The 25,728-nt window shown below is 35.6% G+C and carries 31 protein-coding genes; 8 read left to right on the forward strand and 23 right to left on the reverse strand.

Features of this window, described 5'->3' with window-relative positions; all coding sequences use genetic code 11:
- Window positions 1-173: 173 nt before the first annotated feature.
- Window positions 174-1,022 carry a glucose PTS transporter transcription antiterminator GlcT gene (gene glcT / locus LOK41_RS20090; protein WP_241818011.1) on the reverse strand — a complete coding sequence of 283 codons (849 nt, stop codon included), beginning with the start codon at window positions 1,020-1,022 and terminating at the stop codon, window positions 174-176.
- A 165-nt stretch (window positions 1,023-1,187) separates the two neighbouring features.
- On the opposite strand from glcT, the gene LOK41_RS20095 reads away from it, so the two are divergent.
- Window positions 1,188-2,006, forward strand: coding sequence for an HAD family hydrolase (locus LOK41_RS20095; protein ID WP_241818012.1), 819 nt, complete (start codon window positions 1,188-1,190; stop codon window positions 2,004-2,006).
- Window positions 2,007-2,080: 74 nt separating this feature from the next.
- On the opposite strand, the gene phnF is transcribed toward LOK41_RS20095, so the two are convergent.
- The 6 genes from phnF to LOK41_RS20125 form a co-directional block, all read right to left on the reverse strand.
- Window positions 2,081-2,812, reverse strand: coding sequence for a phosphonate metabolism transcriptional regulator PhnF (phnF, locus tag LOK41_RS20100; RefSeq protein WP_277818712.1), 732 nt, complete (start codon window positions 2,810-2,812; stop codon window positions 2,081-2,083).
- Window positions 2,742-3,530: a glucosamine-6-phosphate deaminase gene (nagB, locus tag LOK41_RS20105; RefSeq protein ID WP_241818014.1), complete on the reverse strand. Its 789-nt coding sequence runs from the start codon at window positions 3,528-3,530 to the stop codon at window positions 2,742-2,744. The genes phnF and nagB overlap by 71 nt, the downstream gene beginning before the upstream one ends.
- A 4-nt stretch (window positions 3,531-3,534) precedes the next feature.
- Window positions 3,535-4,677: an N-acetylglucosamine-6-phosphate deacetylase gene (gene nagA / locus LOK41_RS20110; protein WP_241818048.1), complete on the reverse strand. Its 1,143-nt coding sequence runs from the start codon at window positions 4,675-4,677 to the stop codon at window positions 3,535-3,537.
- A 259-nt stretch (window positions 4,678-4,936) separates the two neighbouring features.
- Entirely contained in the window at window positions 4,937-5,839 is a 903-nt protein-coding gene (locus LOK41_RS20115; protein WP_241818015.1) for a ComEC/Rec2 family competence protein, read from the reverse strand.
- Window positions 5,840-5,914: 75 nt separating this feature from the next.
- Window positions 5,915-6,490, reverse strand: coding sequence for an SMC-Scp complex subunit ScpB (gene scpB / locus LOK41_RS20120; protein WP_241818016.1), 576 nt, complete (start codon window positions 6,488-6,490; stop codon window positions 5,915-5,917).
- Between the two features lie 195 nt (window positions 6,491-6,685).
- Window positions 6,686-7,423, reverse strand: a complete 738-nt coding sequence (locus LOK41_RS20125) for a segregation/condensation protein A (protein ID WP_241818017.1) — start codon at window positions 7,421-7,423, stop codon at window positions 6,686-6,688.
- A gap of 168 nt (window positions 7,424-7,591) precedes the next feature.
- Here LOK41_RS20125 and LOK41_RS20130 point away from each other — a divergent pair, with 168 nt between their 5' ends.
- Window positions 7,592-7,687: a YjcZ family sporulation protein gene (locus LOK41_RS20130; RefSeq protein ID WP_000510192.1), complete on the forward strand. Its 96-nt coding sequence runs from the start codon at window positions 7,592-7,594 to the stop codon at window positions 7,685-7,687.
- 204 nt (window positions 7,688-7,891) lie between these two features.
- A complete protein-coding gene (locus LOK41_RS20135; protein WP_241818018.1) occupies window positions 7,892-8,410 on the forward strand; it encodes a DUF309 domain-containing protein in 519 nt (172 codons plus the stop codon).
- 20 nt (window positions 8,411-8,430) lie between these two features.
- Here the strand turns inward: LOK41_RS20135 and LOK41_RS20140 are convergent, their stop codons facing one another.
- Together LOK41_RS20140 and LOK41_RS20145 are read right to left on the reverse strand one after the other, a co-directional pair.
- Window positions 8,431-8,796 carry a GNAT family N-acetyltransferase gene (locus LOK41_RS20140; RefSeq protein WP_241818019.1) on the reverse strand — a complete coding sequence of 122 codons (366 nt, stop codon included), beginning with the start codon at window positions 8,794-8,796 and terminating at the stop codon, window positions 8,431-8,433.
- Window positions 8,797-9,366: 570 nt separating this feature from the next.
- Window positions 9,367-9,804, reverse strand: coding sequence for a peptidylprolyl isomerase (locus LOK41_RS20145; protein ID WP_174099166.1), 438 nt, complete (start codon window positions 9,802-9,804; stop codon window positions 9,367-9,369).
- Between the two features lie 187 nt (window positions 9,805-9,991).
- On the opposite strand from LOK41_RS20145, the gene LOK41_RS20150 reads away from it, so the two are divergent.
- Window positions 9,992-10,858, forward strand: coding sequence for a DUF1002 domain-containing protein (locus tag LOK41_RS20150; RefSeq protein ID WP_241818020.1), 867 nt, complete (start codon window positions 9,992-9,994; stop codon window positions 10,856-10,858).
- Between the two features lie 213 nt (window positions 10,859-11,071).
- Here LOK41_RS20150 and LOK41_RS20155 read toward each other — a convergent pair whose 3' ends face one another.
- The 14 genes from LOK41_RS20155 to LOK41_RS20220 all read right to left on the reverse strand — a co-directional run bounded on the left by LOK41_RS20155 (window position 11,072) and on the right by LOK41_RS20220 (window position 21,961).
- On the reverse strand, window positions 11,072-11,875 hold the full coding sequence (locus LOK41_RS20155; RefSeq protein WP_241818021.1) for an HAD family hydrolase: 804 nt from the start codon (window positions 11,873-11,875) through the stop codon (window positions 11,072-11,074).
- Between the two features lie 95 nt (window positions 11,876-11,970).
- Window positions 11,971-13,443 (reverse strand): spore germination protein, encoded by a 1,473-nt coding sequence (locus tag LOK41_RS20160; RefSeq protein WP_241818022.1) that lies wholly within the window; start codon window positions 13,441-13,443, stop codon window positions 11,971-11,973.
- Entirely contained in the window at window positions 13,421-13,999 is a 579-nt protein-coding gene (gene spoVAEA / locus LOK41_RS20165; RefSeq protein ID WP_174099162.1) for a stage V sporulation protein SpoVABEA, read from the reverse strand. The genes LOK41_RS20160 and spoVAEA overlap by 23 nt, the downstream gene beginning before the upstream one ends.
- A gap of 5 nt (window positions 14,000-14,004) precedes the next feature.
- Window positions 14,005-14,355, reverse strand: a complete 351-nt coding sequence (gene spoVAE / locus LOK41_RS20170; protein ID WP_174099161.1) for a stage V sporulation protein AE — start codon at window positions 14,353-14,355, stop codon at window positions 14,005-14,007.
- Window positions 14,356-14,358: 3 nt separating this feature from the next.
- Window positions 14,359-15,375, reverse strand: a complete 1,017-nt coding sequence (gene spoVAD / locus LOK41_RS20175) for a stage V sporulation protein AD (RefSeq protein WP_241818023.1) — start codon at window positions 15,373-15,375, stop codon at window positions 14,359-14,361.
- 12 nt (window positions 15,376-15,387) lie between these two features.
- Complete coding sequence (gene spoVAC, locus LOK41_RS20180; RefSeq protein WP_241818024.1) at window positions 15,388-15,846, reverse strand: stage V sporulation protein AC; 459 nt, start codon at window positions 15,844-15,846, stop codon at window positions 15,388-15,390.
- Window positions 15,847-15,857: 11 nt separating this feature from the next.
- On the reverse strand, window positions 15,858-16,274 hold the full coding sequence (locus LOK41_RS20185) for a stage V sporulation protein AB (RefSeq protein WP_241818025.1): 417 nt from the start codon (window positions 16,272-16,274) through the stop codon (window positions 15,858-15,860).
- Complete coding sequence (locus tag LOK41_RS20190; protein ID WP_241818026.1) at window positions 16,267-16,887, reverse strand: stage V sporulation protein AA; 621 nt, start codon at window positions 16,885-16,887, stop codon at window positions 16,267-16,269. The genes LOK41_RS20185 and LOK41_RS20190 overlap by 8 nt, the downstream gene beginning before the upstream one ends.
- A 308-nt stretch (window positions 16,888-17,195) precedes the next feature.
- A complete protein-coding gene (locus tag LOK41_RS20195; RefSeq protein ID WP_082188779.1) occupies window positions 17,196-17,297 on the reverse strand; it encodes a methionine/alanine import family NSS transporter small subunit in 102 nt (33 codons plus the stop codon).
- On the reverse strand, window positions 17,297-18,823 hold the full coding sequence (locus LOK41_RS20200) for a sodium-dependent transporter (RefSeq protein ID WP_241818027.1): 1,527 nt from the start codon (window positions 18,821-18,823) through the stop codon (window positions 17,297-17,299). Before LOK41_RS20200 ends, LOK41_RS20195 begins: the two co-directional genes overlap by 1 nt.
- 203 nt (window positions 18,824-19,026) lie before the next feature.
- Complete coding sequence (gene sigF / locus LOK41_RS20205; RefSeq protein ID WP_000350736.1) at window positions 19,027-19,785, reverse strand: RNA polymerase sporulation sigma factor SigF; 759 nt, start codon at window positions 19,783-19,785, stop codon at window positions 19,027-19,029.
- A 12-nt stretch (window positions 19,786-19,797) separates the two neighbouring features.
- Window positions 19,798-20,238, reverse strand: a complete 441-nt coding sequence (spoIIAB, locus tag LOK41_RS20210) for an anti-sigma F factor (RefSeq protein WP_098336151.1) — start codon at window positions 20,236-20,238, stop codon at window positions 19,798-19,800.
- Complete coding sequence (gene spoIIAA / locus LOK41_RS20215) at window positions 20,239-20,589, reverse strand: anti-sigma F factor antagonist (RefSeq protein WP_241818028.1); 351 nt, start codon at window positions 20,587-20,589, stop codon at window positions 20,239-20,241.
- A 178-nt stretch (window positions 20,590-20,767) separates the two neighbouring features.
- The gene (locus LOK41_RS20220) at window positions 20,768-21,961 is read right to left on the reverse strand and encodes a D-alanyl-D-alanine carboxypeptidase family protein (protein ID WP_241818029.1); all 1,194 of its coding nucleotides are present in this window, start codon (window positions 21,959-21,961) and stop codon (window positions 20,768-20,770) included.
- Between the two features lie 163 nt (window positions 21,962-22,124).
- Here LOK41_RS20220 and LOK41_RS20225 point away from each other — a divergent pair, with 163 nt between their 5' ends.
- The 4 genes from LOK41_RS20225 to LOK41_RS20240 all read left to right on the forward strand — a co-directional run bounded on the left by LOK41_RS20225 (window position 22,125) and on the right by LOK41_RS20240 (window position 25,710).
- Window positions 22,125-22,544, forward strand: coding sequence for a GntR family transcriptional regulator (locus LOK41_RS20225; RefSeq protein ID WP_241818030.1), 420 nt, complete (start codon window positions 22,125-22,127; stop codon window positions 22,542-22,544).
- Window positions 22,510-23,391: an ABC transporter ATP-binding protein gene (locus tag LOK41_RS20230; protein WP_241818031.1), complete on the forward strand. Its 882-nt coding sequence runs from the start codon at window positions 22,510-22,512 to the stop codon at window positions 23,389-23,391. Before LOK41_RS20225 ends, LOK41_RS20230 begins: the two co-directional genes overlap by 35 nt.
- A complete protein-coding gene (locus LOK41_RS20235) occupies window positions 23,381-24,469 on the forward strand; it encodes an ABC-2 transporter permease (RefSeq protein WP_241818032.1) in 1,089 nt (362 codons plus the stop codon). The genes LOK41_RS20230 and LOK41_RS20235 overlap by 11 nt, the downstream gene beginning before the upstream one ends.
- Before the next feature lie 176 nt (window positions 24,470-24,645).
- A complete protein-coding gene (locus LOK41_RS20240; RefSeq protein WP_241818033.1) occupies window positions 24,646-25,710 on the forward strand; it encodes an ABC transporter permease subunit in 1,065 nt (354 codons plus the stop codon).
- The last annotated feature ends 18 nt before the right edge of the window (window positions 25,711-25,728 follow it).

Raw genomic sequence — 25,728 nt, forward strand, 5'->3', positions numbered from 1 at the left:
TCAAAAATAGGTTTACGTATAAGTTCACTATTTTAAAGCAAACGTTTTCGGTATTTGCTTTCATTTGTTTGTCGAATTTTGTATAACTTTTGCATGACTTATTATACAAAACAATTGTAAGCGATTCAATCATTTTTTTTAACGTTTTCATTTTAGACAAAAATATATGTCTTTTACACATGCTCTGCTTTTACTAATCTTTGCAAGTGCATCGTTAAATAAATGCTTTCTGCTTCATATACAGGAAGCTGTAATTCTTTTTGCATCACCTTCACAAGCTTCCAAGCTAAATTATAACAAACTGGATACTCTGCTTTTAACAAATCAGCAAATCCTTGTGATTCTTCCACCTTTTCTCCCTTTTTCACTCGTTCAATTGCATATTGCAAATGACGAATAAGACGTAAATAATGAATGCTTTCTGGATCTAATGTAAGGTGTAGATTTGTTTCAATTAAAGAAACAAGCTGCACAATAAGACGGGAGTTTTGATTAACAGAAGATAAATCAGAATTTGTGAGTGAACTATAGATATGAAGTGCAATAAAACCAATTTCCCCTTCTGGTAATGTAATTTGCAAACGGGAATTCAAGAGTTGTACAACGCCCTCAGCAATTTTATATTCTTCTGGGTACAGCATTTTTGTTTCAACTAAAAAAGGATTATCTATTGTAAATCCTTGTTTCAGTCTTTTAATTGCAAAAGAAATATGATCTGTTAAGGCAATATGAATATGCTCATTTAATGGTGACTGCGCCTTCTCTTGAATGTACAACATAATATCGTTCATCAGTTCAATTAACTTTTCGCTCACATGTGGCACTAAAAGCTTATATTGTTCACGGTCCCGTTCATTCTTTAAAACAAACATTTTTTCAATTTGTTCCGCTTCTAATACATCTTTTGTTTTTTTTCCAAACCCTATTCCCTTGCCAATCACTACTACTTCCTCATGTTCCGGATGGCTCGCAATGATGACATTATTATTTAAAACTTTTTTAATTTCTAGATAATTATTCATATAACACCACCCTCGTACTTAAATAGCCTGCTTTTATGTTACAGAACTTTCTTCTTTTTCGTCAATGCAAAACATCTACCATTTTAGAAAAATTCATTTTTTAGACATGTTTGCACAAGATGCGTATAATGTAAGAGCACATGTACATAGAAAGGAGAGCACAGCATGATTAAAATGTTTGTTAGCGATATTGATGGTACAATGATGCAACATGGAGGAATTATTGATGAACAAGACATTATTGCCCTTCGTAACCTTGCAGAACAAAATGTGATACTTTGTTTTGCCTCTGGTAGGCTTGATAATGAAATCGCTGGTTTAATGAAAGAAATTGGCACTGATTTTCACCGCATTAGCGTAAATGGTGTATTTGTATATACTCATGAGAATAAACAGTTATTGTCTGCCACATTTGATTCAAGCATTTTACCAGATTTGTTAGCAATGACAAAAGAAGAACCTTATTTCCGTTATGTAAGTGATGAACATAATTATTACATCGAAGAAAAAACGCCCTTTATCCATGAACTTGAAAAACAAGTCACAATGACTTCTGTGGAAGAACCAAATTTATTACAAAAAATTGATGATACAATCTTTCCAAATAAAATTTCTGTTGGTGGCATGAAAGAGGACTTACAAGCTCTTCAGAAGAAAATTGATGAAAAATTTCATGGGAAGGTCAGCACTTTTATTTCTGCTGAACAGTGCCTAGATGTTATGCCACCCAATATTAGTAAAGGCTCTGCTATTTCTGTTCTATTACAAGAGTTCCAAATAAATCCTGAAGAAATTGCTTGTATTGGTGACTCTTATAACGATATTCCAATGTTCTCACTAACTCCTCATAGCTTTGCCATGGCGCAAGCAGATGACGCTGTAAAAGAGCATTCTCATTATGTCGTAGACTCTGTAAAAGATGCTGTGGAACGCGTTCTAGCCTACAATTCAAAGCAAAATAAAAATACGACTCACTCCATATAAGGATGAGTCGTATTTTTATTTCTTTACATATCCAATCAATCGAATGTTTACTATGTTTCAAAAAATGAAGTATATTACTTATTTCGTGAAATACTCGTAATAAACTTATAACGATCACCACGATAAATACATTTTACATATTCTAACGGTAATTCGCCTTCTGCATATGACCATTGTCGCATTACAAGCACAGGTGCTTTTTTAGGTATATGCAAATGCTCTGCTTCATCATCTGTTGCAATTGAAGCTTCAATTGCTTGGGTAGCACGAACAAGTTTAAAGCCTAACTTTTTCTCTAAATGTTCGTATAAAGATTGTTGCAGAATTTCTTCGTTAATATCTTTTACAAGAGTTGGTGACAAATATGTTGTCTCAAAGGCAATCGGTTCATCATCAGCTAGGCGAATACGCCTTACTTCATATACCGATTCTCCCTCTTGAATTTTAAGCCGGTCTGCTATTTTAGCAGTAGCTGGAACTAGATGGAAGCTCAATAACTGACTACTTGGTTTCAAACCACGGGAAAGCATATCCTCTGTAAATCCCGTCATCCCTTGCAGTTTCTGCTCCACTTTTGGAAGTTGAACAAACGTTCCAATTCCACGTTTTCGATATAAATATCCTTGTTCCACTAAGTTATTAATTGCCTGTCTGATTGTCATGCGACTTACTTCGAACTTATCACAAAGTTCATTCTCAGATGGAATTTTATCTCCCGGCGTCCATTCACCGTCCTCAATTAGCTGTTTCACCCACTCTTGAATCTGATAATAGATCGGAAATGGTGAATACTTGTCGATGTTCATCAGCAATCGCCTCACTGCATAAAGATAGAGCTTCTGGATCAGCAATTATGGTTACATTCGGATGACGTTGCAATACTGTAGCAGGACACGCTTCGCTATACTCACCTTGAAGCAGTTCTTTGATTGCTTCTGCTTTTTTCGGTCCCATAGCAACAAGTAAAATTTGCTTCGCTTTCATTATGCTACCAATTCCCATTGTAATTGCATGAGTTGGCACATCTTCTTCTTTTTCGAAGAAACGAAGGTTTGCTTGGCGTGTAGACTCTGTTAATTCTACAATGTTAGTTGGAGAATCAAAAGCTGTTCCTGGCTCGTTAAATCCGATGTGACCGTTTTCACCGATTCCAAGAATCTGTAGGTCAACTGGGTTAGCTGCTAGAATGCCTTCATAACGCTTGCACTCTTCTTCTAAATCACTTGCCATCCCATTTGGTACATAAGTTTCTTTAAATGGAAGATGATTAAACAACTGTTCCTGCATAAAATAATGGTAGCTGTTTTTATCTTCGTGTGGTAAATTTACGTACTCATCTAAGTTTACAGTGGTTACACGGCTTGTATCAAGTTTATTTTTTCTCATTTCTGCATAAATACCAAGTGGAGAGCTTCCTGTAGCCATTCCTAATGTTGGATTTTCTTTTGATTTTACAACTTCTTCAATTAATTTATAACCTGCTTCCGCTAATTCTTCTGGAGTTTTTACAACAAGAATATTCATCTACTTACTTCCCTTCCTTCATATGAATTCCTAATCGAACGGTATCATATACATGTAAATCTTCAGTCATGACAACAAAGTCAGCATCTTTTCCTGCTGCTAATGCACCTTTATTCGTTAAGCCAAACTCTTCTGCTTGGTTAACTGATGTCATAAGTACAGCATCCTCAATGGAACATCCTGTAAATTCAATTACATTTCGGAATGCTTGGTCCATTTTTAAAATACTACCTGCCAATGTTCCATCTTCTAAACGAGCACTGCCATCTTTTACATGTACAGGTTGTCCACCAAGTTCATATAATCCGTCTTCTAAACCTTTTGCACGCATCGCGTCTGTAATGACACTTACTTTTTTAGGTCCTTTTAATTTATATGCTAATTTCACCATGTCTGGATGAATGTGAATCCCATCTGTAATCACTTCAACCATTACATTTGAGTTTAATAACACATGACCGACAACACCTGGTTCACGGTGATGTAAACCACGCATTTGATTGTATAAGTGTGTAGCATGTGTAATATTTCTATTTTTTAATTGTGCATCAATTGCATCTGTATGTCCCATTGTACCAACAACACCAGTTTCAGCAAGATACTGTTCAAACTCTACCGCATCCTCTTCTTCTGGTGCATACGTTACTAATTTAATTAAATTACCGCTTGCTTCTTGCCATTGTTTAAATTGTTCAATATCCGCAGGGACGATATGCTCAAGTGGCTGTGCTCCCGCACGTTTTTTTGAAACATATGGTCCTTCTAAATGAATATATTCAAAATGTGCTCCTTTTTCTTTTGCTTCTTTTGCAGCACTTAAAGCCGCTTCAATCGCTTCTGGAGCTTGTGTCATTGTTGTTGGGAAGTAAGTTGTAACTCCTTCTTTTAACATTTCTTTACCAAGAGTTACTAATCCATCGCTATTTGCATCCATCGCATCAATATCGTATCCACCATGAATATGAACATCGATCATACCTGGAATCACAATTTTTCCTTCTGCATCAAAAACAGTTTCATTTTCTTGTGACACATATTGAGCCATCAAACCAATTTCTTCAATTTTTTCTGCGTAACGAATAAATCCACTTTCCATTACTTCGTGACCTGTATAAATTTTGGCATTGATGACAACTTGCGTTTTCATTTTCATCGATCCTTTCCCATAAAATACCTACTTGTCATTATTACCTATTTGCCTAATTCCATCTTAATATATACACGAGTAGTTGTCTATACATTAAAAATAAATTTCCTCTTTTATGATCAAAAAGGAAATTCACTTTTCTTCCCTAATTATAATATATATTATGCATTTTTTCCAAAAGAAGACAGTAGACTTTCACAAAATTTGGTATCGATTCCTTATTTTACTTAGATTTTGAGTATCAATAAATCATACTAGTTTACTTTAATAACGGAAGTAGCAAATTAGACCACATTACAATATGCTCTCCATCTGTTTCAACTTCTACCGTTCGCTTATCTGTTGTATATGTCATCACACCATGCCTCTTTAACCTTTTTACTACACTTTGATGTGGATGCCCATATGGATTTTTTTTATCATAAGAAAGAATAGCAAATTGAGGATTTGCCTTTTCTAAAAGCTCTTCACTAGTTGACGTATACGAACCATGATGACCTACCTTTAAAACATCTGCATGTACATCATACTGCTTTATTATTTCCCTTTCAGTTTGTACATCCGCATCTCCCATTAGCAAAAAATCAGCTTTACCATATCGAACTTTTAAAACAATTGATGATTCATTATTTTCATCCTTCGATTTTCCATTATTTAAAACTTGTATAGAAACTTGAGGATCTAATGGGATGTACTGTCCTTGTTTTACACGAACAAACGGAATCCCTCTCTTTTTAATATTGTTCCTATACGTATGATATGTAAAAGAACTATAGGTTTTGCCACTATCTAATACAAGTGACACTGGCATTTGTTCTATAATTGGTATAAGTCCGCCTATATGATCCATATCTGGATGAGTTCCTACAACAACATCTAAATGGTTAATTCCCTTTTCAACCAATTTTTGAATGATTACCTCTCCAGCCTCATAAGGACCTCCATCAATTAACATTGTTTGACCATTAGGTAAAATAATAAGTGTGGCATCACCTTGTCCTACCTTAAAAAAACTTACTTTCATTCTCCCTAAATGCGGTCGTTGTATGGAAAAAGAGGGCGCAGTATGAACAGACGTCATATATCTTTTGGCAGATGTGCTGTTTAATGAAAAACATAATAAAACAGAAACTAGCAATAGAATAATCCGTACACTTTTCATAATTCGTCTCCTTTTTTCATTTAGTATGGCACGAGGCGTATTTCATATACAAAAAAAGCTTAGCAATATGCTAAGCTACGCTTTTGACAGTTCTTGCAAAGAACCAAAGAATAAGTCTGCTTCATTCATTTGTTCACTTTCTTCAGAAAGGGTTGGTAAATCCTCTAATGTTTGAAGTCCAAACGTATCTAAGAACTCTTTCGTCGTACCATATAAAATAGGGCGCCCTGGACCTTCTGCTCGGCCTGTTTCTTTTATTAGTAAGTGCGATACCAATGTTTGCAATGCCCTGTCCGTTTTCACACCTCGAATCTCTTCCATTTCAGTTCTTGTAATTGGCTGACGATAGGCAACAATCGCCAATGTTTCAAGAGCAGCCTGGGAAAGAGATGCTGTTGTTGGCGTATCCATTAATTTTTGATAATAAGATGCATGTTCTTTTTTTGTAGCAAGGCGATACACTTTTGCAAATTGCACAATTTGCAATCCTCGCTGCATCCCTTGGCATTCCATTTGCATTTCTTCGATAAGCTGAATTACATCTTTCACTTCAATTTCAAGTACTTTTGCAATTTGTTCCGGATAAATCCCTTCATCACCCGCAACGAATAAAAGCCCCTCAATTATTGCCATCTGTTCTTTTCTATCCAACATACAATCTCCTTTCTCATATCTTTCCGTGCAAAAATATCCATGACAAAGACCGAATCACAGTATATTGCGCTCGGTCCAACATTCCTTCTATTGTTCCAAACAAGATCATGTAAAACTATGATTAGCGAGAATTATCTCCACTAATCATGACTTACTGTTAACTTCCCTCACACTCTTGAAATTAGAGTTTTACTAAGCTTTAGAACGAATCAAAAAGATTTCATCAAAATTGTGTTCTTGCTCAATAATAATTTGTTGATTTTTCATAAGTTCGAGCACGGCTAAAAACGTTACTACCATTACTTCACGCTCTTCATCAACAAATAAATCATAAAAACTTTGACGTCCTTCCGCTGTTTCTAATTGCTGTAAAATATCACTCATACGTTGTTCAATCGGTATTTCTTGACGAGCAATTCGCGTTGTTACTGGACGCTTTGATTTTTTTCGACGCATAAGTTTTTGAAATGCTGCTAACATATCATACAGTGTGACATCTAGAGGTAAGCTTGTCTCCTCTTCTTGCTGAAACGGTGCAAAATCGATTGGTGGACGTGTATAAAGTTGCGCTCTTTCTTGTTCTCTCTCTTTTAATTCAGTAGCAACTTGTTTATATTTTTTATATTCAATTAACCGCTCCATCAACTCTTGACGGGGATCATCTATAAAGTCTTCACCATTATCAGGTACATCTTCCTCTTGTTTCGGTAACAGCATTTTACTTTTAATTTGCAATAGCGTTGCAGCCATTACCAAATACTCACTTGCAACATCCAGTTGCAAGTCTTTCATCGTATGAATATAAGATAAATATTGCTCTGTAATTTCCGCTACAGGAATATTATATATATCAATTTCATAACGATGAATTAAATGTAACAATAGATCTAAAGGCCCTTCAAAAGCCTCTACTTTAAAATTATATTGCACAAAGCATCCCACCACATTTTTTCTATAACAACATAAGTATAGAGCATACTTATGTTCTATCCAACCTTTTTAAGAAATTTACTTAAAAATAGACATCTGCCCATGCAACAATGCCCACCCCTTCATATGATAAAAGTGTAGTAAGTTCAATGTAGGAGGTTAAAAACTATGGGCCATGTTGATTGTGGTTTTAACGGCGGTTTCGCTTTACTTGTTGTGCTCTTTATCTTATTAATTATTGTGGGCGCGGCTTGCTTCTGCTAATGTAGAATATAATAAACGGCTAGAGATTCTCTAGTCGTTTATTATTTATTCCACTATTTGCGGGCAGTAAGACTCCCACTAATTAAAGGTTCATTTTATCTCACAGCCCTAAAAAATAAAGGCTTTAGAACTCTCCCCTACTCACATTATAGTTTCACTTCATGATACACTGTACGTAAGACCGTTTAGATAGGAGAGAAAAAAATGTATCCTACTGCATACATACAGTTTTTAATTCATTTTCATGGAGATTATGATTACTTTGAATGTCACGAAGTACTAGAAGAATATTGGAAATTAAAACCACGAGGAGAACGTGACAACTACTGGGTTGGTTTTATTCAAATAGCAGTTTCTTTATACCATCACAGACGCTCGAATTGGAATGGTTCCATACGAATGATGAAAAGCGCCATTGCTATTTTAAAAGAAGAAAGTAAACAAGTGCATGAATTAGGTCTTAATCACCCAACACTTTTAACTATTTTGCAAAAACAATTACAATCTATTCAAAAGAAAGAACCTTTTACACCTATATTTTTACCCTTTTCAGACTCTTCTTTGGAAAATACATGTTTGCAATTGTGTACAGAAAAAATGCTTCCCTGGAAAAATGCTCATTCGCTACCTACTGAGTACATTGTCCATAAACATAAATTACGTAACAGAAATGATGTAATTGCCGAACGAAACGAACAACTAAAAAAGAGAAAGCAGAGATGACATTGTTCTTATCTCTGCTTTTATGAATGTATATTTTGTTCAAATTCCTTACACTTTTCGCAAAAACTAGTAGTTTGTTCATTGCCACAAACCGTAACACCTTGAAACTTATTTTTTAATTCTTGTACCATCTTCGTACCAATCCCCATGTGACGATGAGATGGATTCACACTAAGATGTTGAATCTCTATTACATTTTCTTCATTGATAATTCCAACTATCCCAACAAAATCATCATTTTGTTTCCACAAATACAGTTGCCAACTATCGTTTTTATCATACTCTTTCATTGTTAATTGTAAAGTTTTCACATTTTTTTCAGTCGGCATAAAAGAAAGAAGTCCCATCGCAATCTTTTCATAACTTTTTTTAAAACGAATTAACATAAACCTTATCCCTTCTTACAAAAGTTACAAACCATGTATCCCCTCTACCACTATTTCTACATCATATCCATTCTACAATATTTTCACTATAGTGAGAAGAGCTACCAAAACAACTTGATAATCATACAAAGAGAGTTTAGGAAAGTCAACTACATGTAAAACGAAACTTTAATCAGTGTTTTTTCACTCCCACAAATAGCAGAATAAATTTAAAAATCGACATAAAACTTTTCCCTTTTATGCATGAGGAGAGCATTCATCCATGCATAGAAATGTTCAAACCCTTTTCCTGCCCCACGCCAAATTAAACAAAGGATAAAAATTGAATATAATTCAATGATAACACCTATAAAAAATTTTACTATATCCTATGTGTGTTTACAAAAACTAGTTCTTCGTATAATAACTTTATTCTCTACATTATCATTTACTGTACAACTATCATCAATTCCTCTTTATAGCATAAAAAACTGCTCTTCCCTTTTCATATTGATTGTAAAAGAATTATCTTAAACTGATCATAGCAAGAATAAGTACAAAAAAAGAGAGCTAAATTGCTCTCTCTTTCACTTACTCTTCCCAAACTTTAACTTCTTTCATTACATCGCCTTGACGCATGTTTAATACTGTTTCAATACCGCTTGTCGCTTTACCAAATACAGTATGCACACCATCTAAATGTGGTTGTGGTTCATGAACGATAAAGAATTGGCTACCACCTGTATTACGGCCAGCATGTGCCATAGAAAGTGATCCAACTACATGTCTATGAGGATTCCCATCAGTTTCACATGGAATAGAGTAACCAGGACCGCCTGCACCTGTTCCTGTTGGATCTCCGCCTTGACTTACGAAACCAGGAATAACGCGGTGGAATGTAACACCATTATAAAATCCTTGGTCAGCTAATTTTTTAAAGTTTTCAACTGTTTTTGGTGCTTCTTCTGGGAAAAATTCTAATTCGATTTTTTCACCATTCTCCATTAATATGTATCCTAAAGTTTTCATACGTATATTTCTCCTTTCAACTATCTCAGCACTATATTACCATATTCGTGTCCAGAAACAAAAAGAATCCGACAATCTGTATACTTCTTTTTTGAAATCAAGAAGAAGACAGATGACAAATCAGAAAAATATACTATAATAACTGTGTTGCCCGAAAATTCCAGAAAGAGAAAGGGAGCGATTTTTCGTGAGAACGAAACTATTAGCTCTGCTACTAGCTGTTACAGTATTTATGATTCCAGCAGCTTCATTTGCAGACGTGATTGAGGGAGAATCAATCGTTACATTAGGAGAAAATTTATCTGAACAACAAAAACAAGATCTTTTAAAAGAAATGAAAGCGCCAAAAGATGCGCAAATTATTACTGTTTCTAATGCGGAAGAACATAAATTTTTAGAGGGGATTGTACCAAAAGCACAAATTGGTACGAGAGCGATTTCCTCTTCTATGATTACGTATACAAAGCCAGGATCAGGTCTTATTGTGCGAGCGAAAAACATTAATTGGGTAACAGATGCAATGTATACAAACGCACTCATTACAGCGGGTGTCAAAGATGCAGAAATCCAAATCACAGCACCCTTTAAAGTATCAGGAACAGCTGCTTTAACAGGACTAATGAAAGCTTACGAAACAACATCAAAAAAAGAAATTCCTGAAGAAGTAAAGAAAGTAGCCAATGAAGAAATGGTACAAACAGCCAAGCTCGGTGACCAAATTGGTGAAGAAAAAGCTGTTCAACTTGTTGCAAAAGTAAAAGAAGAGATTGCTAAGGAACAACCAAAAACAACAGAGGATTTACGTGCGCTAATTAAAAAGATTGCTGAGCAACTTGGTATTACACTAACAGATGAGCAATTAGATAGTTTAGTTTCATTATTTGATAAAATGAAAAATTTAAATATTGACTGGAACCAAGTTGGTAGCCAATTAAATAAAGCAAAAGAACATGTCTCAGCCTTCTTAGGATCTGAAGAAGGACAAGGATTCCTAGATAAAGTAAAAGATTTTTTCTCTAGTATTATTGATTTTATTAAATCCTTATTTAAGTAAGAAAGAGCTCGTCATTGACGAGCTTTTTCTTTATACATCCGAATTAAAAAATGAGATAAACCCTCTGCTTTTTAGGCGGGAGAGATTATCCGCCTCTGCATAGAGCGGTCAGGGCCTTTTTTAGCACCATGCCTTGTGAATACAGAGAGAAAAACACCTTTTGTTCTCCGTAACAGCAACTTATATGTTAAAAAATCAAAATAGATTTATATATTATATAAGCAAAGGCAATTTCATAACAGCTTCCTCTACTGAGCGAACAACGTGACATGCCTTTTCCTTTACATAAGGATGTGCATGATGAAGAGTAAACGAATGTGGTGTTACTGAAAACATCGAGATATCATTAAAAGAATCCCCGATACATGCTACTTCGTGCGCTTCAATTTTCAAATGCTCCATTAAACGTTTTAAAGCACTTCCTTTACTAACTCCTACTGGCATAATATCCACATAACCTTTTCCAGAAATAAAAACTTCAGCTTGCTCATGAAACGTTTCTCTTAATTCTCGATCCAATGTTACAATCTTTTCTGCATCTCCATATACAAACAACTTTGCTGGATGAACAGTCTTACCAAACTCTTCTTCTAATGTTTCGATTTCAGCAATATGCACACCCATATATTCTTCAAAAACGTAATGATGTTCATTTTTCTTTTTTGTATATCTCTGCTCGTTTGCACACACAATATCAGCTAGTCTCTGTTCATGTATATATCGATATATTTCCCTGGCAACTCCATCGTTAAATTTCGATTCATGAAATATTTGCCCATTTGGTAATAGCATCGTAGCTCCATTTAAACCAGTTGTATAATATGGAAATGTGAACCCTTTAACTGCATCGTGAATCCTATGTGTAAAACGGCCAGAAGCAAAGCAAATATTTGTCCCTTTTTCTGCTAACCAACAAAGTGCTTTTTCATCTTCCTTATGAATATGACTCACATTATAAACAAGTGTATCATCTAAATCACTTACAAATAATTTGATCATGCTCTCTTCCCCTTTCATACACAATGTCTACTCTAAGTGTACGAAAAAAATGTTGTGTTTTTGTTAAAAAACGATAAATTTATAATAAAAAATAAGCAGGAGTATACCCCTGCTTACTTTTGTCTACGTATATTTTGCGGATGGACAATGCTTGGACGTACTTTTAAGCTGGACATAGTTGGACGTACCAAAATTTTCGTTAATGCGCCCCAATCAAATGGTAAAAACGGCCATAAATATGGTGTTTGTAAACTTTTAATAGATGTTAAAAATAAAATTAGCATTGTCATTCCAATCACAAATCCCATTTCGTGGAACAAACCAGTTAAGATAATAACGAATAGCTTCGCTAATTTATTCCCTAAACCCAATTCATAACTTGGCGTTGCATATATCCCAATCATTGAAACTGCTGTATATAAAATGACTTCAGGTACAAATAATCCAACATCAATGGCAATTTGCCCAATTAAAATCGCTGAAATTAAGCCGGTAGCTGATGATAGCGGAGTTGGTGTATGAATGGATGCCATTCGCAAAAATTCAAGTCCGATATCGGCCAGAATTATTTGTAATAAAATAGGAAGATTAGTCATTTTATTTGGGCCAATGAAAGCAAGTTTCTCTGGTAGCAACGTTGGCTCAAATACAAACACGAGCCAAAATGGTAATAAAAACAAAGAAAATATAATACCAATAAAACGAACCCATCGTAAAAATGTACCAACTGCTGGGTTTTGTCTAAACTCTTCCGCGTGCTGCACATGATGAAAATAAGTTGTTGGTGTAATCATGACGCTTGGTGATGTATCAACAATAACTAATACGTGCCCTTCTAATAAATGATTTGCCGCTACATCTGGTCTTTCTGTATAACGAATAAGCGGAAAAGGGTTACAACCCTGCTTTACTAAAAATTCTTCGATTGTTTTGTCAGCCATTGTAATTCCATCTACTTCAATACTCTCTAGTTCTTGCTTAATAATCTTTACTAAATCTGGATTGGCGACATCCTGAACATATGTAATGCAAATATCTGTTTGCGATCGATCCCCTACCCGGATAATTTCATTTCGTAAGCGTGGATCACGAATACGCCTTCTTATTAATGCTGTATTTACAACAATATTTTCTACAAAGCCATCTCTCGCTCCGCGTACTACTTTTTCTGTATCTGGCTCTGTTGGTGTTCGGCCTGGATAACTACGGACATCAATTACAAAAGCTTCCGTTTCACCTTCTACAAAAATAATAATAAGGCCAGATAAAACTTGTGTCATTACATCATCCATCGTTTTCACTTTACTTACTTGTTGATGAATAAGTCGATTTTCTAAAAGCTTTACTGTATCTCCTTCGTAATCCCTTATCTCATTCGTATCCACTGCTTCTTCCAAAATTGGAATGATATAGTTTGTATCACACAATCCATTTACAAATAATACACCGATTTCTTTATCTAGAATTTGAAATTTACGAATTCCAACATCAAATGTAACACCGAGTCCAACTGTTTGTTTTAAATAATTTTCATTGTCACTTAAAAAAGAAGAAATCGGGATATTAACGTTCTTCTGTTTCGTCATAAAATCCACTTCTTTCTAAAATTAATTGAATTGCTTTTTTTGTAATGGGCGATCCTCGTTCCCATTCATCATTTCCACACATTTTTCCAATATCACCAATTCCAACAATGACAGGGACATTTAATTCATCTAAACAGTAAATCGTATCTCCATTAATCCTGCCAATTTCACCATCGGGCAATCCAAATTTGTCAACGCCGTATTCTGTTAATCTGCCTTCTCGATCTACACTGACATCTACACGGGCCCACTCCCAATGATGTGTATTAGACGCAACGGCTAAAATACCGAGAACATCAATGTTTTTATGCATCGCCACATATTTTAATGCCTTTTCACCTGAACCTTCTCCAATAAATCCACTATCATCAAACATGACAAATACAGGGTCATATGGCGTTTGCATAATCAGCTCAACAATCTTCTTTCCTGTCAATTTAGTGGGATTGCTTTGGGAGGCTGAAATACACCTGCCACCCAATTCCTTTGTTAACAACTCAATTGTTCGCTTTGCATATTCATCTCCGTCTGTCACCAAAATAACCCTTCGTCTCATTTCTTTTATCCTTTCGGTTTACATATAAGTGCCACAAAGAACGCAAATAATATCGCTGCTGAAATACCTGAGGAAGTTAAACTAAACATACCAATTCCTATTCCTAAATAGCCATGTTTTTCAGCTGCCTCTAATGCCCCATGTAGAAGGGAATGCCCAAAACTCATTATAGGAACAGTTGCACCTGCCCCTGCAAATTTTATGAGTTTATCATATAATCCAAAACTATCTAAAATCGCTCCAATCACTACAAAAGTGGCCATTAAATGTGCAGGAGTTAATTTAGCAAAATCCAATAAAAGTTGTCCTATCACACAAATAACTCCCCCAACAATAAACGCGTATACAAAATCCACAATTCACACTCCTTTTACCCTTTCAAATACAACGCCATGTGCAATTGTTGGAATCGTTTCTTTTTGCTGTATCATAATCGGGCTTAACAATGCCCCTGTTGCAACTACAAAAATACGCTGTAAGTTTCCTTTTTTCATTTCTTCTAGTAAATGACCGTATGTTACAACTGCCGAACAACCGCAACCACTTCCACCTGCAAAAACCTCTTCTTGATCCTTGTGATAAATCATTAATCCGCAATCATTATATACATGCCCTAAATCATATCCTTCCTCAAGTAAAAGCTGCTTCGTAATTGGCGCTCCAACACCTGATAAATCACCTGTAACAATAAGATCATAATCAGCTGCACTTCTCCCTAAATCTTCAAAATGTTGTTGAATCGTATGAGCAGCTGCAGGCGCCATTGCCGATCCCATATCAAAAGGATTTGTAATTCCTAAATCTTGCACTTTCCCAATGGTGGCAGCTGTTATTTTAATATTGCTCGGTTCTTTACTAATTAAAGCTGTTCCCGCCCCTGTAACAGTTGATGTAGCTGTACCAGGCCTTTGCCCCCCATATTCTGTTGGATAACGAAATTGCCGTTCTGCAGTTGCATTATGACTACTAACCGTAGCTATCACACGGTTAGCAAAGCCGCCATCAATAAAAGCCGATCCAATTGCTAGTGTCTCCATCGAGGTTGCACAAGCACTAAACATACCTAAAAAAGGAATTCCGAGCTCTCGTGCCACATAATTCGCTGTAACGGTTTGGTTTAATAAGTCACCTGCTAAAAAAAAATCAATTTGGGAAGGTTTTATATCCCCCTTTCGCATAACCTGCTGAATTGAATCATTCATCAACCTTCTTTCAGCGAGCTCCCAATTTTCTTCCTCGCAGTGTAAGTCATCGTATGAAATATCAAAACACTTTCCAAGAGGACCTTCCGCTTCTTTTGGACCGACAGCAGTACCTGTTGCATTCACAAATATATGATTTTGAAATACCCATGTTTGCTTTCCTGTCAATCTCATATCTAGTCTCCTTTAAGACAGCCAAAGTTTAAACGTATATCGAATGAGTCCAACAATGTATGCTCCAACAACTCCAAATACAATTACACTTCCAGCAAGCTTAAACATATTTGTAGCAACTCCAAGTACAATTCCTTCACTACGATGTTCCATTGCTGCGCTTGCCATTGAATTTGCAAACCCAGTAACAGGAACTGCTGAACCAGCTCCTCCGAACTGACCAATTTTATCGTATACACCAAATCCAGTTAATATGGCCGATAATAGTACGAGCGTTGCTATAGTAGGATTCCCCGCAGTTTTCTCACTGAAATGAAAATAATGCATATAAAACTTCATCAAGCATTCTCCTACTGTACAAATTGCTCCTCCTACAACAAACGCTTTCACACAATTCATCACATAATTTGGCTTTGGATGATAATCTTTTACTTTATTTATGTAATCATCTTTTAATTTATCTTGTGTCATCTTGCTGCCTCCTACCATGCAAAATAAATCCAATGAAATAAAGAACCCATTACCTTTCCAAGTACAAGTGCAACGAGTAAAATAACAATTTTCCCATCTACTCCTACCCGTTTAGCTAATATAGGTAAAACATTTAATACTTCTGTCAAAGCCGCAGCAAGCATACCAATGAATGTTCCGCAAAATAAGCCAAGTAAAATAAGCCAATACTGAGATACTTGAAAGGTTATATCTCTTAAACTGCACCATGCCCCGGCCAAAGAACCACCAATTACAGCCCATTCAAAAATTTGAATACGATGGCCACTCCTTGTTAACTGAGCTAATCGCGGAATAACGCCGAGCACAGCTAAAAATGCAACATATCCCCCTCCAACTGCAATACCACCAGCAAGCCCCATTACGATTACCAAACCATATTCAGTCATCTGCAATTTGTTTTGCACTCTCTTTATTTTCATTAATCATGACATATTGATCGAGTGACTGTTGATACTGGAACATTTCCACTTCTAACGGACTTGGCTCTTCATTAATTCGTTTTTGAAACACATGATTAAAAAATAGGACCATCCCTAATCCAAGTCCTAAAGAATAAGGAATTTGAAATAAGAGCGGTTTATAGTTGATTTCTCCTGTAATCATGTAATATAGACGTCCATGTACTTGTTGCATACTTACGTCCTCATGAAAATAAATAATTGCCAGAGCCGCCCCGACAAAAAGTAATATCCAAACCAATCCAAAGAAAACGGGGTTTACTTTCTTTTTTTCATAGACGATTTCAACAAGTGTTTGTCCAGGACCAACTAAATTAATTTGTGTATGCTGCGTAGTTTGCCCAATGACTTGAATAATTTTCATCGCATCAATTACGACATGTGTTTTATCACGTTTTGTGATTTTATAGACGAGCTGTTTTTTTATTTTTTCTACTACATCAGACTCTCCAACTACTTGTGCAACATCTTCAATCTTCACCTCATATGAAGGTGATACTTGCAGACGATTTCGCATTTTAAGATAGATTGTTTGTTCCACTTAAAGCTCACCTCTTCACTTTTCCTCGTAGTTGTAGTATGGTTTTTGGAAAATTTTCTAATACAACATTTTTATAAAATAAACTTTGTACGGTGAATTTTTATCAACAATCACAGTGAATAAAGAAAACAGAAATTTTAGTAATAGGATTGTATGGAAGAAAATGGTGAGTGAAATTTTATCGGTACAATTTCAAATATATCGACATTGCCACAAATAACAATAAAAACAGAAGCCTGCTGACTCCTGTTTCCCCACACATTTAAAGAAAAAACATCTGCACCTTTTTTGGCGCAGATGTTTTTTCTTTATGCCTTCTTTTTTCTAAATAAATTCATAATACTTAAAGCTAATCCTCCCCAAATGACTACAATTCCAATGATCATCATCATAATTGCTGATCCACTCATTATGAAACACCTCGATCTTTCCATTCTTTTTCAAGCTGGGCAGAATCTGAATGTATTTGCGAATTCCATTTTTTCAAACTAATAATCAATGCAACAACCAGAAACGCTGCTACTAGAACCCAACCATACGTCACGACAAATTGTGTCGGATAATCACCATAGTTCTTTTGAATGTTTTGAATCGTACCATCAATAAGCATATATCCTAACATAAGCGGTGTAATAACAAGTAAACTAACTCTCCAGAACATCCCTAGTTTAATATCCGATGTGAAATTCGCATGATTTTGATATACTGGTAAACGGCGAAGGATAAGTCCTACCGTAACAACCTCTACCAATGCAATTACAATAAGTCCAAAGTTATTTGCAAAATAATCTACAACATCTAGGAACATAAGTCCACCACGTGTCGCAAATACAAGTGAAACTAGCACAAGAAGAGTACCCATAATTCCAATTGTCTTTTCACGGCTTAGACTAAATTTCTCAGATACAGCTGCAAAACATACTTCTGCTAATGAGATGAGCGATGTAATTCCAGCTACAGTTAAAGATAGGAAGAATAATACGCCAAATAGTGGCGACATCGGTAATTCATTAATAATTTGCGGGAATACAACAAACGCAAGTCCAACGCCAGCACTCGCTACTTTATCAACTGGTACCCCCATGTTATTTGCCATAAAGCCAAGTGCTGCAAAGACACCAATCCCAGCTAATAATTCAAATCCCGAATTCGCAAAACCAGTAATAAAAGCGTTATTTGTTGTATCAGAGTTTTTCGGTAAATAACTAGAGTAAGTAATCATAATTCCAAATGCTAACGATAAACTAAAGAAAATTTGTCCGTAAGCGGCAAGCCATACTTTCCCATCTAAAATCCGACTCCAGTCTGGTTTAAAAAAGGCATCAAGCCCTTGCATTGCTCCTTCCATCGTGACAGCTCGAACAACAATAACTAGAAACATTACAACAAGTAAAGGAATAAAAATACGGTTTACAACCTCAATCCCTTTTTTAACTCCTTTAAATGCTACACCAAGTACAATAATCCAAACAAGCGCAAGTGGAATTAACACTTCAGGTACAAGGCCCCCAAATTGTCCTGGCTTATCAGCAACTTGTAAATACTCTTTAAATAGAAAGGCTTCTGTATCTTTCCCCCATGCTCCAGTAATCGAGAAATACGTATAAGAAATCGACCATGCAATAATAACGGCATAATACGTAGAAACAATAAATGTAACAGCCATTTGCCACCAGCCAATAAATTCAGCACGTGGATTTATGCGAAAGAATGTGAGTGGCGCTGATCCACGGTGACGATGCCCAAGAGCAAATTCAAAAGCTAATAATGAAATACCAGTCGTTAATAATGCAAATAAGTACGGTAAAAAGAATGCGCCCCCTCCGTTTTCATACGCAGTGTACGGAAAACGCCATATATTCCCTAGTCCGACTGCAGAGCCGATTGCTGCAAAAATAAATCCAGCTCTCGTTCCCCATTGCTGCCTTGTTTCCATGTTTTCTTCCCCCTTTATAACAAGTTTATACTTGGATTATATTTTGAATTTACTAAATTATCAATAAATTCTGTTAATTTTTTGAACGAGTTAAATTTTAGATTTCGGAAAAGATAACATCAATAACACAAGATTCAGCTTTTTCAAAAGTTGATCTGAAATATTGCCACCTTCTAGTCCAAAACAAAAAATCGAATAGATGGCTATTCATCTATTCGATCTTTCATCTGTTTTAATATTTTCTTTTCAAGCCTTGATACTTGAACTTGTGAAATCCCAATTCGCTCCGCTACTTCCGATTGAGTTTGATCTTTATAATAGCGCAAATACACAATTAGACGTTCGCGCTCATCTAGTTCTCGAATCGCCTCTTTTAGTGCGATTTTTTCGAACCATTTCGTTTCTGTTTGATCTGCAATTTGATCTAATATCGTAATGGGATCCCCATCATTTTCATAAACCGTTTCATGTATGGATGACGGAGTACGACTCGCTTCCTGCGCAAGAACAACTTCTTCTGGCGTCAGTTCGAGTGCTTCAGCAACCTCATTAATCGTTGGAGCCCTACCATATTCTTTAGAAAGTTCATCCTTCATTTTCCGGATTTTATTTCCAGTCTCCTTTAAAGAACGGCTTACTTTCACGGATCCATCATCTCGCAAGAAGCGCTGTATTTCGCCAATAATCATTGGAACTGCATAAGTTGAAAATTTCACTTCGAAAGACAAATCAAATTTGTCTACCGACTTCAAGAGTCCAATACAGCCAATTTGAAATAAATCATCTGGTTCATATCCTCGATTGAGGAATCGTTGTACAACTGACCATACAAGACGCATATTGCTTTGGACTATCGTATCCCTCGCCCCTTGATCTCCATCTTGACTTTTTTGAATTAACGCTTTTAACTCGTGGTCCTTTAACTGAGGTTTCTTTTTCTCATTTCTGACCTCTATGTCCATAGGCAATTCTCCTTAATTGCATAGAGCGTTACTATTTGATAAGTATTTTGTCAAATGGATTGTTGTCCCGAAAGATTCATTTGAAATAACTTCTACTTCATCCATAAAATTTTCCATGATAGTAAATCCCATTCCGGAACGCTCTAATTCAGGTTTAGTTGTAAAAAGAGGTTGCCTTGCCTCGTCTAAGTTAAAAATGCCAACCCCTTCATCTCGAATCGTGAGTTTCACCATTGCTTCTTCCAAAATCACTGAAATGTAAACAAGACCTTCTGCATTCCCTTCATATCCGTGAATAATTGCATTTGTGACTGCTTCAGATACAACCGTTTTAATCTCTGTCAATTCCTCCATTGTTGGATCTAATTGTGCGATAAAAGCAGCAACTGTAACGCGAGCGAACGATTCATTTTGACTTAATGCTGAAAATTGAAGGTTCATTTCATTTCTCATTTATGCCACCCCCAATGTCGCGAGCGCATGCGCTTCACTTTCTTCTAAGCGAATGATTTTAAACAGACCTGACATTTCAAATAAACGTTTTACAGGAGGTGAGATTGCACAAACGACCATCTCCCCTCCTAAACCTTTAACATGCTTATATCTGCCTAATATAACACCAAGACCAGAACTGTCCATAAATGTTAACTTCTCTAAACTTAGTACAATATGATGAGCGCGATGCGTCTCAATCATATCTGTTACTTTTGCTCGCAACTCTTCAGCAGTATGATGATCTAGTTCACCCGCTAACCGAACACATAAGACATCACGCTTTATTTCTAAATGCATGGAAAGACTCACACAATTTCCTCCTTACGCTTAAACTTTACTCATTTACATAAGGTAACTTTTCGTGAAAATAAAATAAGAATCCTTCCTGTTGACAAAAGAAGTACTATTTCGCCATAATGTGAAAACTTTCAGCAATTATTCTACTTTTTTCATGCATGCATATAGAAAAGCAACAATCTATTTGTCGCTATTTCGATGTTGAAAACATTCCTAAACTTCTTTTAAACAATTCCCACCAGCTTGCTGCGGCAACATCTTCTTTCGCTACAATCGTTTGCTTTAATAAAACATCTTTATCTTTTTTAATAACAAGTGTACCGAGTGCATCACCTTTTTTAATTGGTGCTTTTACTTTCTTTTCAGCAATAACTTCCTGTTTTACCTTGTCCATATTCTCGCCTTTTTTCATAAGAAGAGATACATTATCCGATGCCACTAAATCTACATTTTCTTTCTTACCTTTTCCTACTTTTACAGTTTGAATTTTTTCACCGCGCTTATACAATTTTTTCGTTGTATACTGTCCAAATGCATAATCAAGGAGCTTTGTTACCTGGTTGTTACGTTCTTTTGATGTTGGCGCTCCCATGACAACAGAAATAACACGCATGCCATTTTTCTCAGCTGATGCAGTTAAACAATATTTTGCTTCTGTCGTGAAACCTGTTTTCACCCCATCTACCCCTGGATAAAAACGAACTAATTTATTTGTATTCACAAGCCAAAATTTTTTCTCTGTATTTTCACGTAAATAATCTTCATACTTTCCTGTATATTTTCGAATGAGTGGATACTTCATCAATTCTTTCGCCATAATTGACATATCATATGCTGTTGAATAATGATCTTTCGCCGGAAGACCCGTTGGATTTTGGAAATGTGTATTTTTCAGTCCTAAACCCTTTGTTTTTTTATTCATCATGTTTACAAAGCCTTCTTCTGAACCAGCGATATGCTCAGCAACCGCAACAGATGCATCATTTCCCGATGCAATCGCAATTCCTTTTAGCATTTCATTCACTGTCATTTCTTCACCTGGCTCAAGAAAAATTTGCGAACCACCCATTGATGCTGCATGTTCACTTGTTCTGACTTTATCTTCTAGTTTTAGTTTTCCCTTTTCAACTTGTTCCATAATCAGTAGCATCGTCATAATCTTCGTCATACTAGCAGGTGGTAGTTTTTCATTTGGATTTTTCTCAAATAGAACTTTTCCTGTATCTTGCTCAATCACAATCGCTGACGATGCTTGCTCTGCTAAATTCGGCCCTGTTTCTACTTCTTTTTTCTCAGACTGTGCTTTCTCAGACTGTGCAAAGCCAACAGAAACACCAGAAAATAACAACATGAAACAAACAAGTATTCCAAAAACTCGCCTCATGACTAACCCTCCATTCTATATCAAACCTATTTTTTCCAAATTGTTCGTTTTTATACCATATTTTCCTATAAAATTATATTGACAAACAAATATACCACATATATTGTATTAAGTGTATTACATGTAGTAGCACACTAAAAACATTAGGAAGGAGACATTGCTCTTGCACATTCAACTCGATCCGAGAAGCAACACTCCGATATGGGAACAAATCGTTCACAATATAAAAGAGCTTGTACTAAAAAATATGTTAGCTCCAACAGATAAACTACCATCTGTACGTGAACTCGCTTCACTTCTTGTCATTAATCCAAATACAGTAAGCAAAGCGTATCAAGAATTAGAACGGCAAGGAATTATTGAAACACTGCGAGGAAAAGGGACATTTGTCTCCCAATCGATCACACCAATATTAGATGAAAGGAAAATCGCCATGGTTGAAAAACAATTCCATCAATTACTACTAGAAGCTTCTTACCTTGGAATTACGAAAGAGAAAATTCACGATTGGATAGATTCATACTATAAAGAACTAGGGGGAAATAAAAATGCTAAAAGTGACGAATCTAGGGAAAACAATTGATAACCAAGTCATTTTAGACAATATTTCTTTCACATTACAAAAAGGAAGTATTGTTGGATTACTCGGAAGAAACGGTGCGGGGAAAACGACTTTACTTCGGACACTTGTTGGCATTTTAGATCCAGATGAAGGTACTGTTACATATGATGATGTGGATGTTCATGGGCATCCAGAAATAAAGCAGAAGATAGCTTATGTGCCGGATTCTACTAATATATTAAGCGGATATACAGTAAAGGAAATTGCGAAGTTTTATAAGGCTGTTTATCACAATTTTAATGAAGAACATTTCTATCAGCTGCTAGAACGCTTCAAATTACCTGAAAAACGCATTCGTAGTTATTCACGCGGTATGAAAGCACTTCTTGCTATGATTTTAGCGTTTTGTACAGGTGTAGAATACATTATTTTAGATGAGCCAACCAATGGACTTGACCCAATTGTAAAAAGACAAATTTTACAATTTTTAATTGAAGAAGTAGCAGATCGTGAAATTACCATTCTCATTTCGACTCACCACTTAGATGAAGTAGAAAAGATTGCTGACACGGTTATTATTTTAAAAGATCATACAATCGCATCGATTACAGCATTAGAAGATACGAAATCTCATTATGCAAAAATCCAAGTTGCTTACGAGCGTTCACTACCACAAAAACTAGAAAACTTAGCAAATATAAAAATATTAAATCAAACTGGAAAAGTATATACCATCTTAATTGAAGGAAACGTAGCAGCTACATTAGAAAAGTTTCATAAAGAACAGCCCCTTTTATTAGAAGAATTACCAATGTCACTCGAAGATATTTTTGTCACAACGTTTGAGGAGGATTCGCATGTTTCATAAAGCTTTATGGATGAGGCAATGGAAACAAGGAAAATATATAATTCTATTGTTTTGGTTAATTAGTTTGTATCAACTCCCTTATAAATATTATCAAGCAGCACAAATGGCGCTAAATCATTCGAAAATGAAGATTGATGACTATACGTACTACTACTCCTACTATTTTCAAACATCCGATGGTGCCGTCCTCTTTCAAGGAGCTGCTCTTATTGTGCTCGCTTGTCTTTTAATTGGATGGGAACGTAACAATCAATCTACTGATTTTCTATTCTCGATGCCTTTTAAGCGAAAAGATATTTTCTTAACAAAATGGTTGTTTGGCGTTTTGAATATCATTACAGTACACGTAATTTGCTGGATTAGCATGTACGGAATAAAAAACATATCGTTTCACAATGAGTATCAAGTCTTTACTCCGTTTCATAGTTACTTTGTATATGCTACGGTTGTACTCATTGCTATTTATACATTCACTTTATTTATCGGAACGATTACTGGAAATATTTTCTCCCAAAGTAGCTTAACAGCAATTTTATTATTTTTACCATACGGTTCCATATTATTAATCTCTGGATTCATTTATACCCATACACAATGGTCTTTAGAGGCGATGGGAGAAATAGAGGTGCAGACTCATGAGTACTTACAACATGTAGGGATTATTTCACCATTAGAATCTTTTTCTATTAATTATGATTACCACCCGGTAGAAACATTTGATGACTATGGAAATAAACTTTCTAGTGTACCACAGGACAATCCAATGGAGCATACTTCTGTGCCTTCTCCTTGGACACTATTAACACCATTTGCTTACATCATGATCCTTTTACCATTATCAATTTTTCTATATACACGTACACCCAACGAACAAAACGGAAAAATACTATTATTTCCTAACTTACAAAAGTGGTTCATGCTTTGTACGGTTCTGTGCTTCGGATTACTTGGCGGTAGAATATTAGGTGGACGAGATGCACTCCTGTCTTATTATATTGGATTTTTCCTATTCGCTATCATAAGTTACTTCATTTTTACACGTCTATTAAAATTGAAGTTTGCTTTTGGAGGGAAATAAAGTGAAACTTTATTCAGTAGGGATTTTCTGTATCCCCCACTGAATATTAGTTGAACCAATCGGGCTTTTACGGGCAGTTGATCCCCTACCTATCTTCCTCGTTTTTCTCTGAATTTTGAGGTGTGGGTCTTACTGCCCGTTAATGCGGGATAAATACAAATTGAGGTGGTGGATATATGTTTCATAAAGCTTTATGGATACGAAACTATAAGCAGGGGAAATATGTCATTGTTTTTTTTTGGCTAAGCACTTTATACGCCTTACCATATAAATATTATATGAATGCACAGCACACTACTGAGTATTTACGCGACACAACAGATACTTATTACAACTATTTTTTACAAGGAGCTAACATACTATTCCCAGCTCTTCTTTTAATGGGATTAGCGATTCTTTTAATCGGATGGGAACGCAATAATCAAACAATCGATTTCCTTTGGTCTATGCCATTTAAACGGTCACACTTATTTTTATCAAAATGGTTACTAGGCATCGTTCATATCGTAGGTGCCCTTAGCCTTAGTTGGTTTCTTATGTATATTATTCACAAGAATACGATACATGCTCAGTATCAATCCTTTTCACTATTTCATGTATACTTTGCTTATACAATCATTACACTAATTGCAGTTTATACATTTACGCTCTTTATTGGGGCGATTACAGGGAACCTTATCTCACAAAGCGCTTTAAGTTACATTATTATCATTTTACCTTCATACATCTTTCAGCTCGCGTTCCCTTTTTTCGCACTACATATAGATTTATCACGAGAAGAGTACAATTATAATTATAATAAATATGCCCTTTATACAGAAAATGTAAGTATTGTATCTCCTCTTACTCATTTTCGCATTAACTATGACTACAATCTACAAAGGGAGCCTATAGAAGATGAATACGGAAACAGACATACAGGACCTACTTACCATCACATCCCGTCCGCTTGGATACTATTAAGCCCTGTTATCTATATACTCATCTTTCTTCCACTAGGAACTTATTTATATACGCGTGCTCCAAACGAGCATAACGGAAAAATACTGCTATATCCAAAACTTCATAAGTATTTCTTAATTTGTACTTCTCTTTGTTTTGGGCTTCTTGGTGGTACAGTTTTTATTGATGGTAGTAATTCTTTACCTCTTTACTATATTTATTTTATAGGGTCTGGCGTACTGACATATGTTATCTTGCAGCTACTTTTAAAGCATAAACTTTCTTTATATGCAAAATAAACAAGGCATTGCTTCCGA

The organism is Bacillus sp. TL12 (genome assembly GCF_022625245.1).
Taxonomy (GTDB): Bacteria; Bacillota; Bacilli; order Bacillales; family Bacillaceae_G; genus Bacillus_A.

What these genes read in the sequence shown, in the direction of transcription:
- glcT (WP_241818011.1), bottom strand. Translation starts at nt 1,022, where the DNA reads ATGAATAATTATCTAGAAATTAAAAAAGTTTTAAATAATAATGTCATC.
- LOK41_RS20095 (WP_241818012.1), top strand. Translation starts at nt 1,188, where the DNA reads ATGATTAAAATGTTTGTTAGCGATATTGATGGTACAATGATGCAACAT.
- phnF (WP_277818712.1), bottom strand. Translation starts at nt 2,812, where the DNA reads ATGAACATCGACAAGTATTCACCATTTCCGATCTATTATCAGATTCAA.
- nagB (WP_241818014.1), bottom strand. Translation starts at nt 3,530, where the DNA reads ATGAATATTCTTGTTGTAAAAACTCCAGAAGAATTAGCGGAAGCAGGT.
- nagA (WP_241818048.1), bottom strand. Translation starts at nt 4,677, where the DNA reads ATGAAAACGCAAGTTGTCATCAATGCCAAAATTTATACAGGTCACGAA.
- LOK41_RS20115 (WP_241818015.1), bottom strand. Translation starts at nt 5,839, where the DNA reads ATGAAAAGTGTACGGATTATTCTATTGCTAGTTTCTGTTTTATTATGT.
- LOK41_RS20130 (WP_000510192.1), top strand. Translation starts at nt 7,592, where the DNA reads ATGGGCCATGTTGATTGTGGTTTTAACGGCGGTTTCGCTTTACTTGTT.
- LOK41_RS20135 (WP_241818018.1), top strand. Translation starts at nt 7,892, where the DNA reads ATGTATCCTACTGCATACATACAGTTTTTAATTCATTTTCATGGAGAT.
- LOK41_RS20140 (WP_241818019.1), bottom strand. Translation starts at nt 8,796, where the DNA reads ATGTTAATTCGTTTTAAAAAAAGTTATGAAAAGATTGCGATGGGACTT.
- LOK41_RS20145 (WP_174099166.1), bottom strand. Translation starts at nt 9,804, where the DNA reads ATGAAAACTTTAGGATACATATTAATGGAGAATGGTGAAAAAATCGAA.
- LOK41_RS20155 (WP_241818021.1), bottom strand. Translation starts at nt 11,875, where the DNA reads ATGAAAGGGGAAGAGAGCATGATCAAATTATTTGTAAGTGATTTAGAT.
- LOK41_RS20160 (WP_241818022.1), bottom strand. Translation starts at nt 13,443, where the DNA reads ATGACGAAACAGAAGAACGTTAATATCCCGATTTCTTCTTTTTTAAGT.
- spoVAEA (WP_174099162.1), bottom strand. Translation starts at nt 13,999, where the DNA reads ATGAGACGAAGGGTTATTTTGGTGACAGACGGAGATGAATATGCAAAG.
- spoVAD (WP_241818023.1), bottom strand. Translation starts at nt 15,375, where the DNA reads ATGAGATTGACAGGAAAGCAAACATGGGTATTTCAAAATCATATATTT.
- spoVAC (WP_241818024.1), bottom strand. Translation starts at nt 15,846, where the DNA reads ATGACACAAGATAAATTAAAAGATGATTACATAAATAAAGTAAAAGAT.
- LOK41_RS20185 (WP_241818025.1), bottom strand. Translation starts at nt 16,274, where the DNA reads ATGACTGAATATGGTTTGGTAATCGTAATGGGGCTTGCTGGTGGTATT.
- LOK41_RS20195 (WP_082188779.1), bottom strand. Translation starts at nt 17,297, where the DNA reads ATGAGTGGATCAGCAATTATGATGATGATCATTGGAATTGTAGTCATT.
- LOK41_RS20200 (WP_241818027.1), bottom strand. Translation starts at nt 18,823, where the DNA reads ATGGAAACAAGGCAGCAATGGGGAACGAGAGCTGGATTTATTTTTGCA.
- sigF (WP_000350736.1), bottom strand. Translation starts at nt 19,785, where the DNA reads ATGGACATAGAGGTCAGAAATGAGAAAAAGAAACCTCAGTTAAAGGAC.
- spoIIAB (WP_098336151.1), bottom strand. Translation starts at nt 20,238, where the DNA reads ATGAGAAATGAAATGAACCTTCAATTTTCAGCATTAAGTCAAAATGAA.
- LOK41_RS20220 (WP_241818029.1), bottom strand. Translation starts at nt 21,961, where the DNA reads ATGAGGCGAGTTTTTGGAATACTTGTTTGTTTCATGTTGTTATTTTCT.
- LOK41_RS20230 (WP_241818031.1), top strand. Translation starts at nt 22,510, where the DNA reads ATGCTAAAAGTGACGAATCTAGGGAAAACAATTGATAACCAAGTCATT.
- LOK41_RS20235 (WP_241818032.1), top strand. Translation starts at nt 23,381, where the DNA reads ATGTTTCATAAAGCTTTATGGATGAGGCAATGGAAACAAGGAAAATAT.
- LOK41_RS20240 (WP_241818033.1), top strand. Translation starts at nt 24,646, where the DNA reads ATGTTTCATAAAGCTTTATGGATACGAAACTATAAGCAGGGGAAATAT.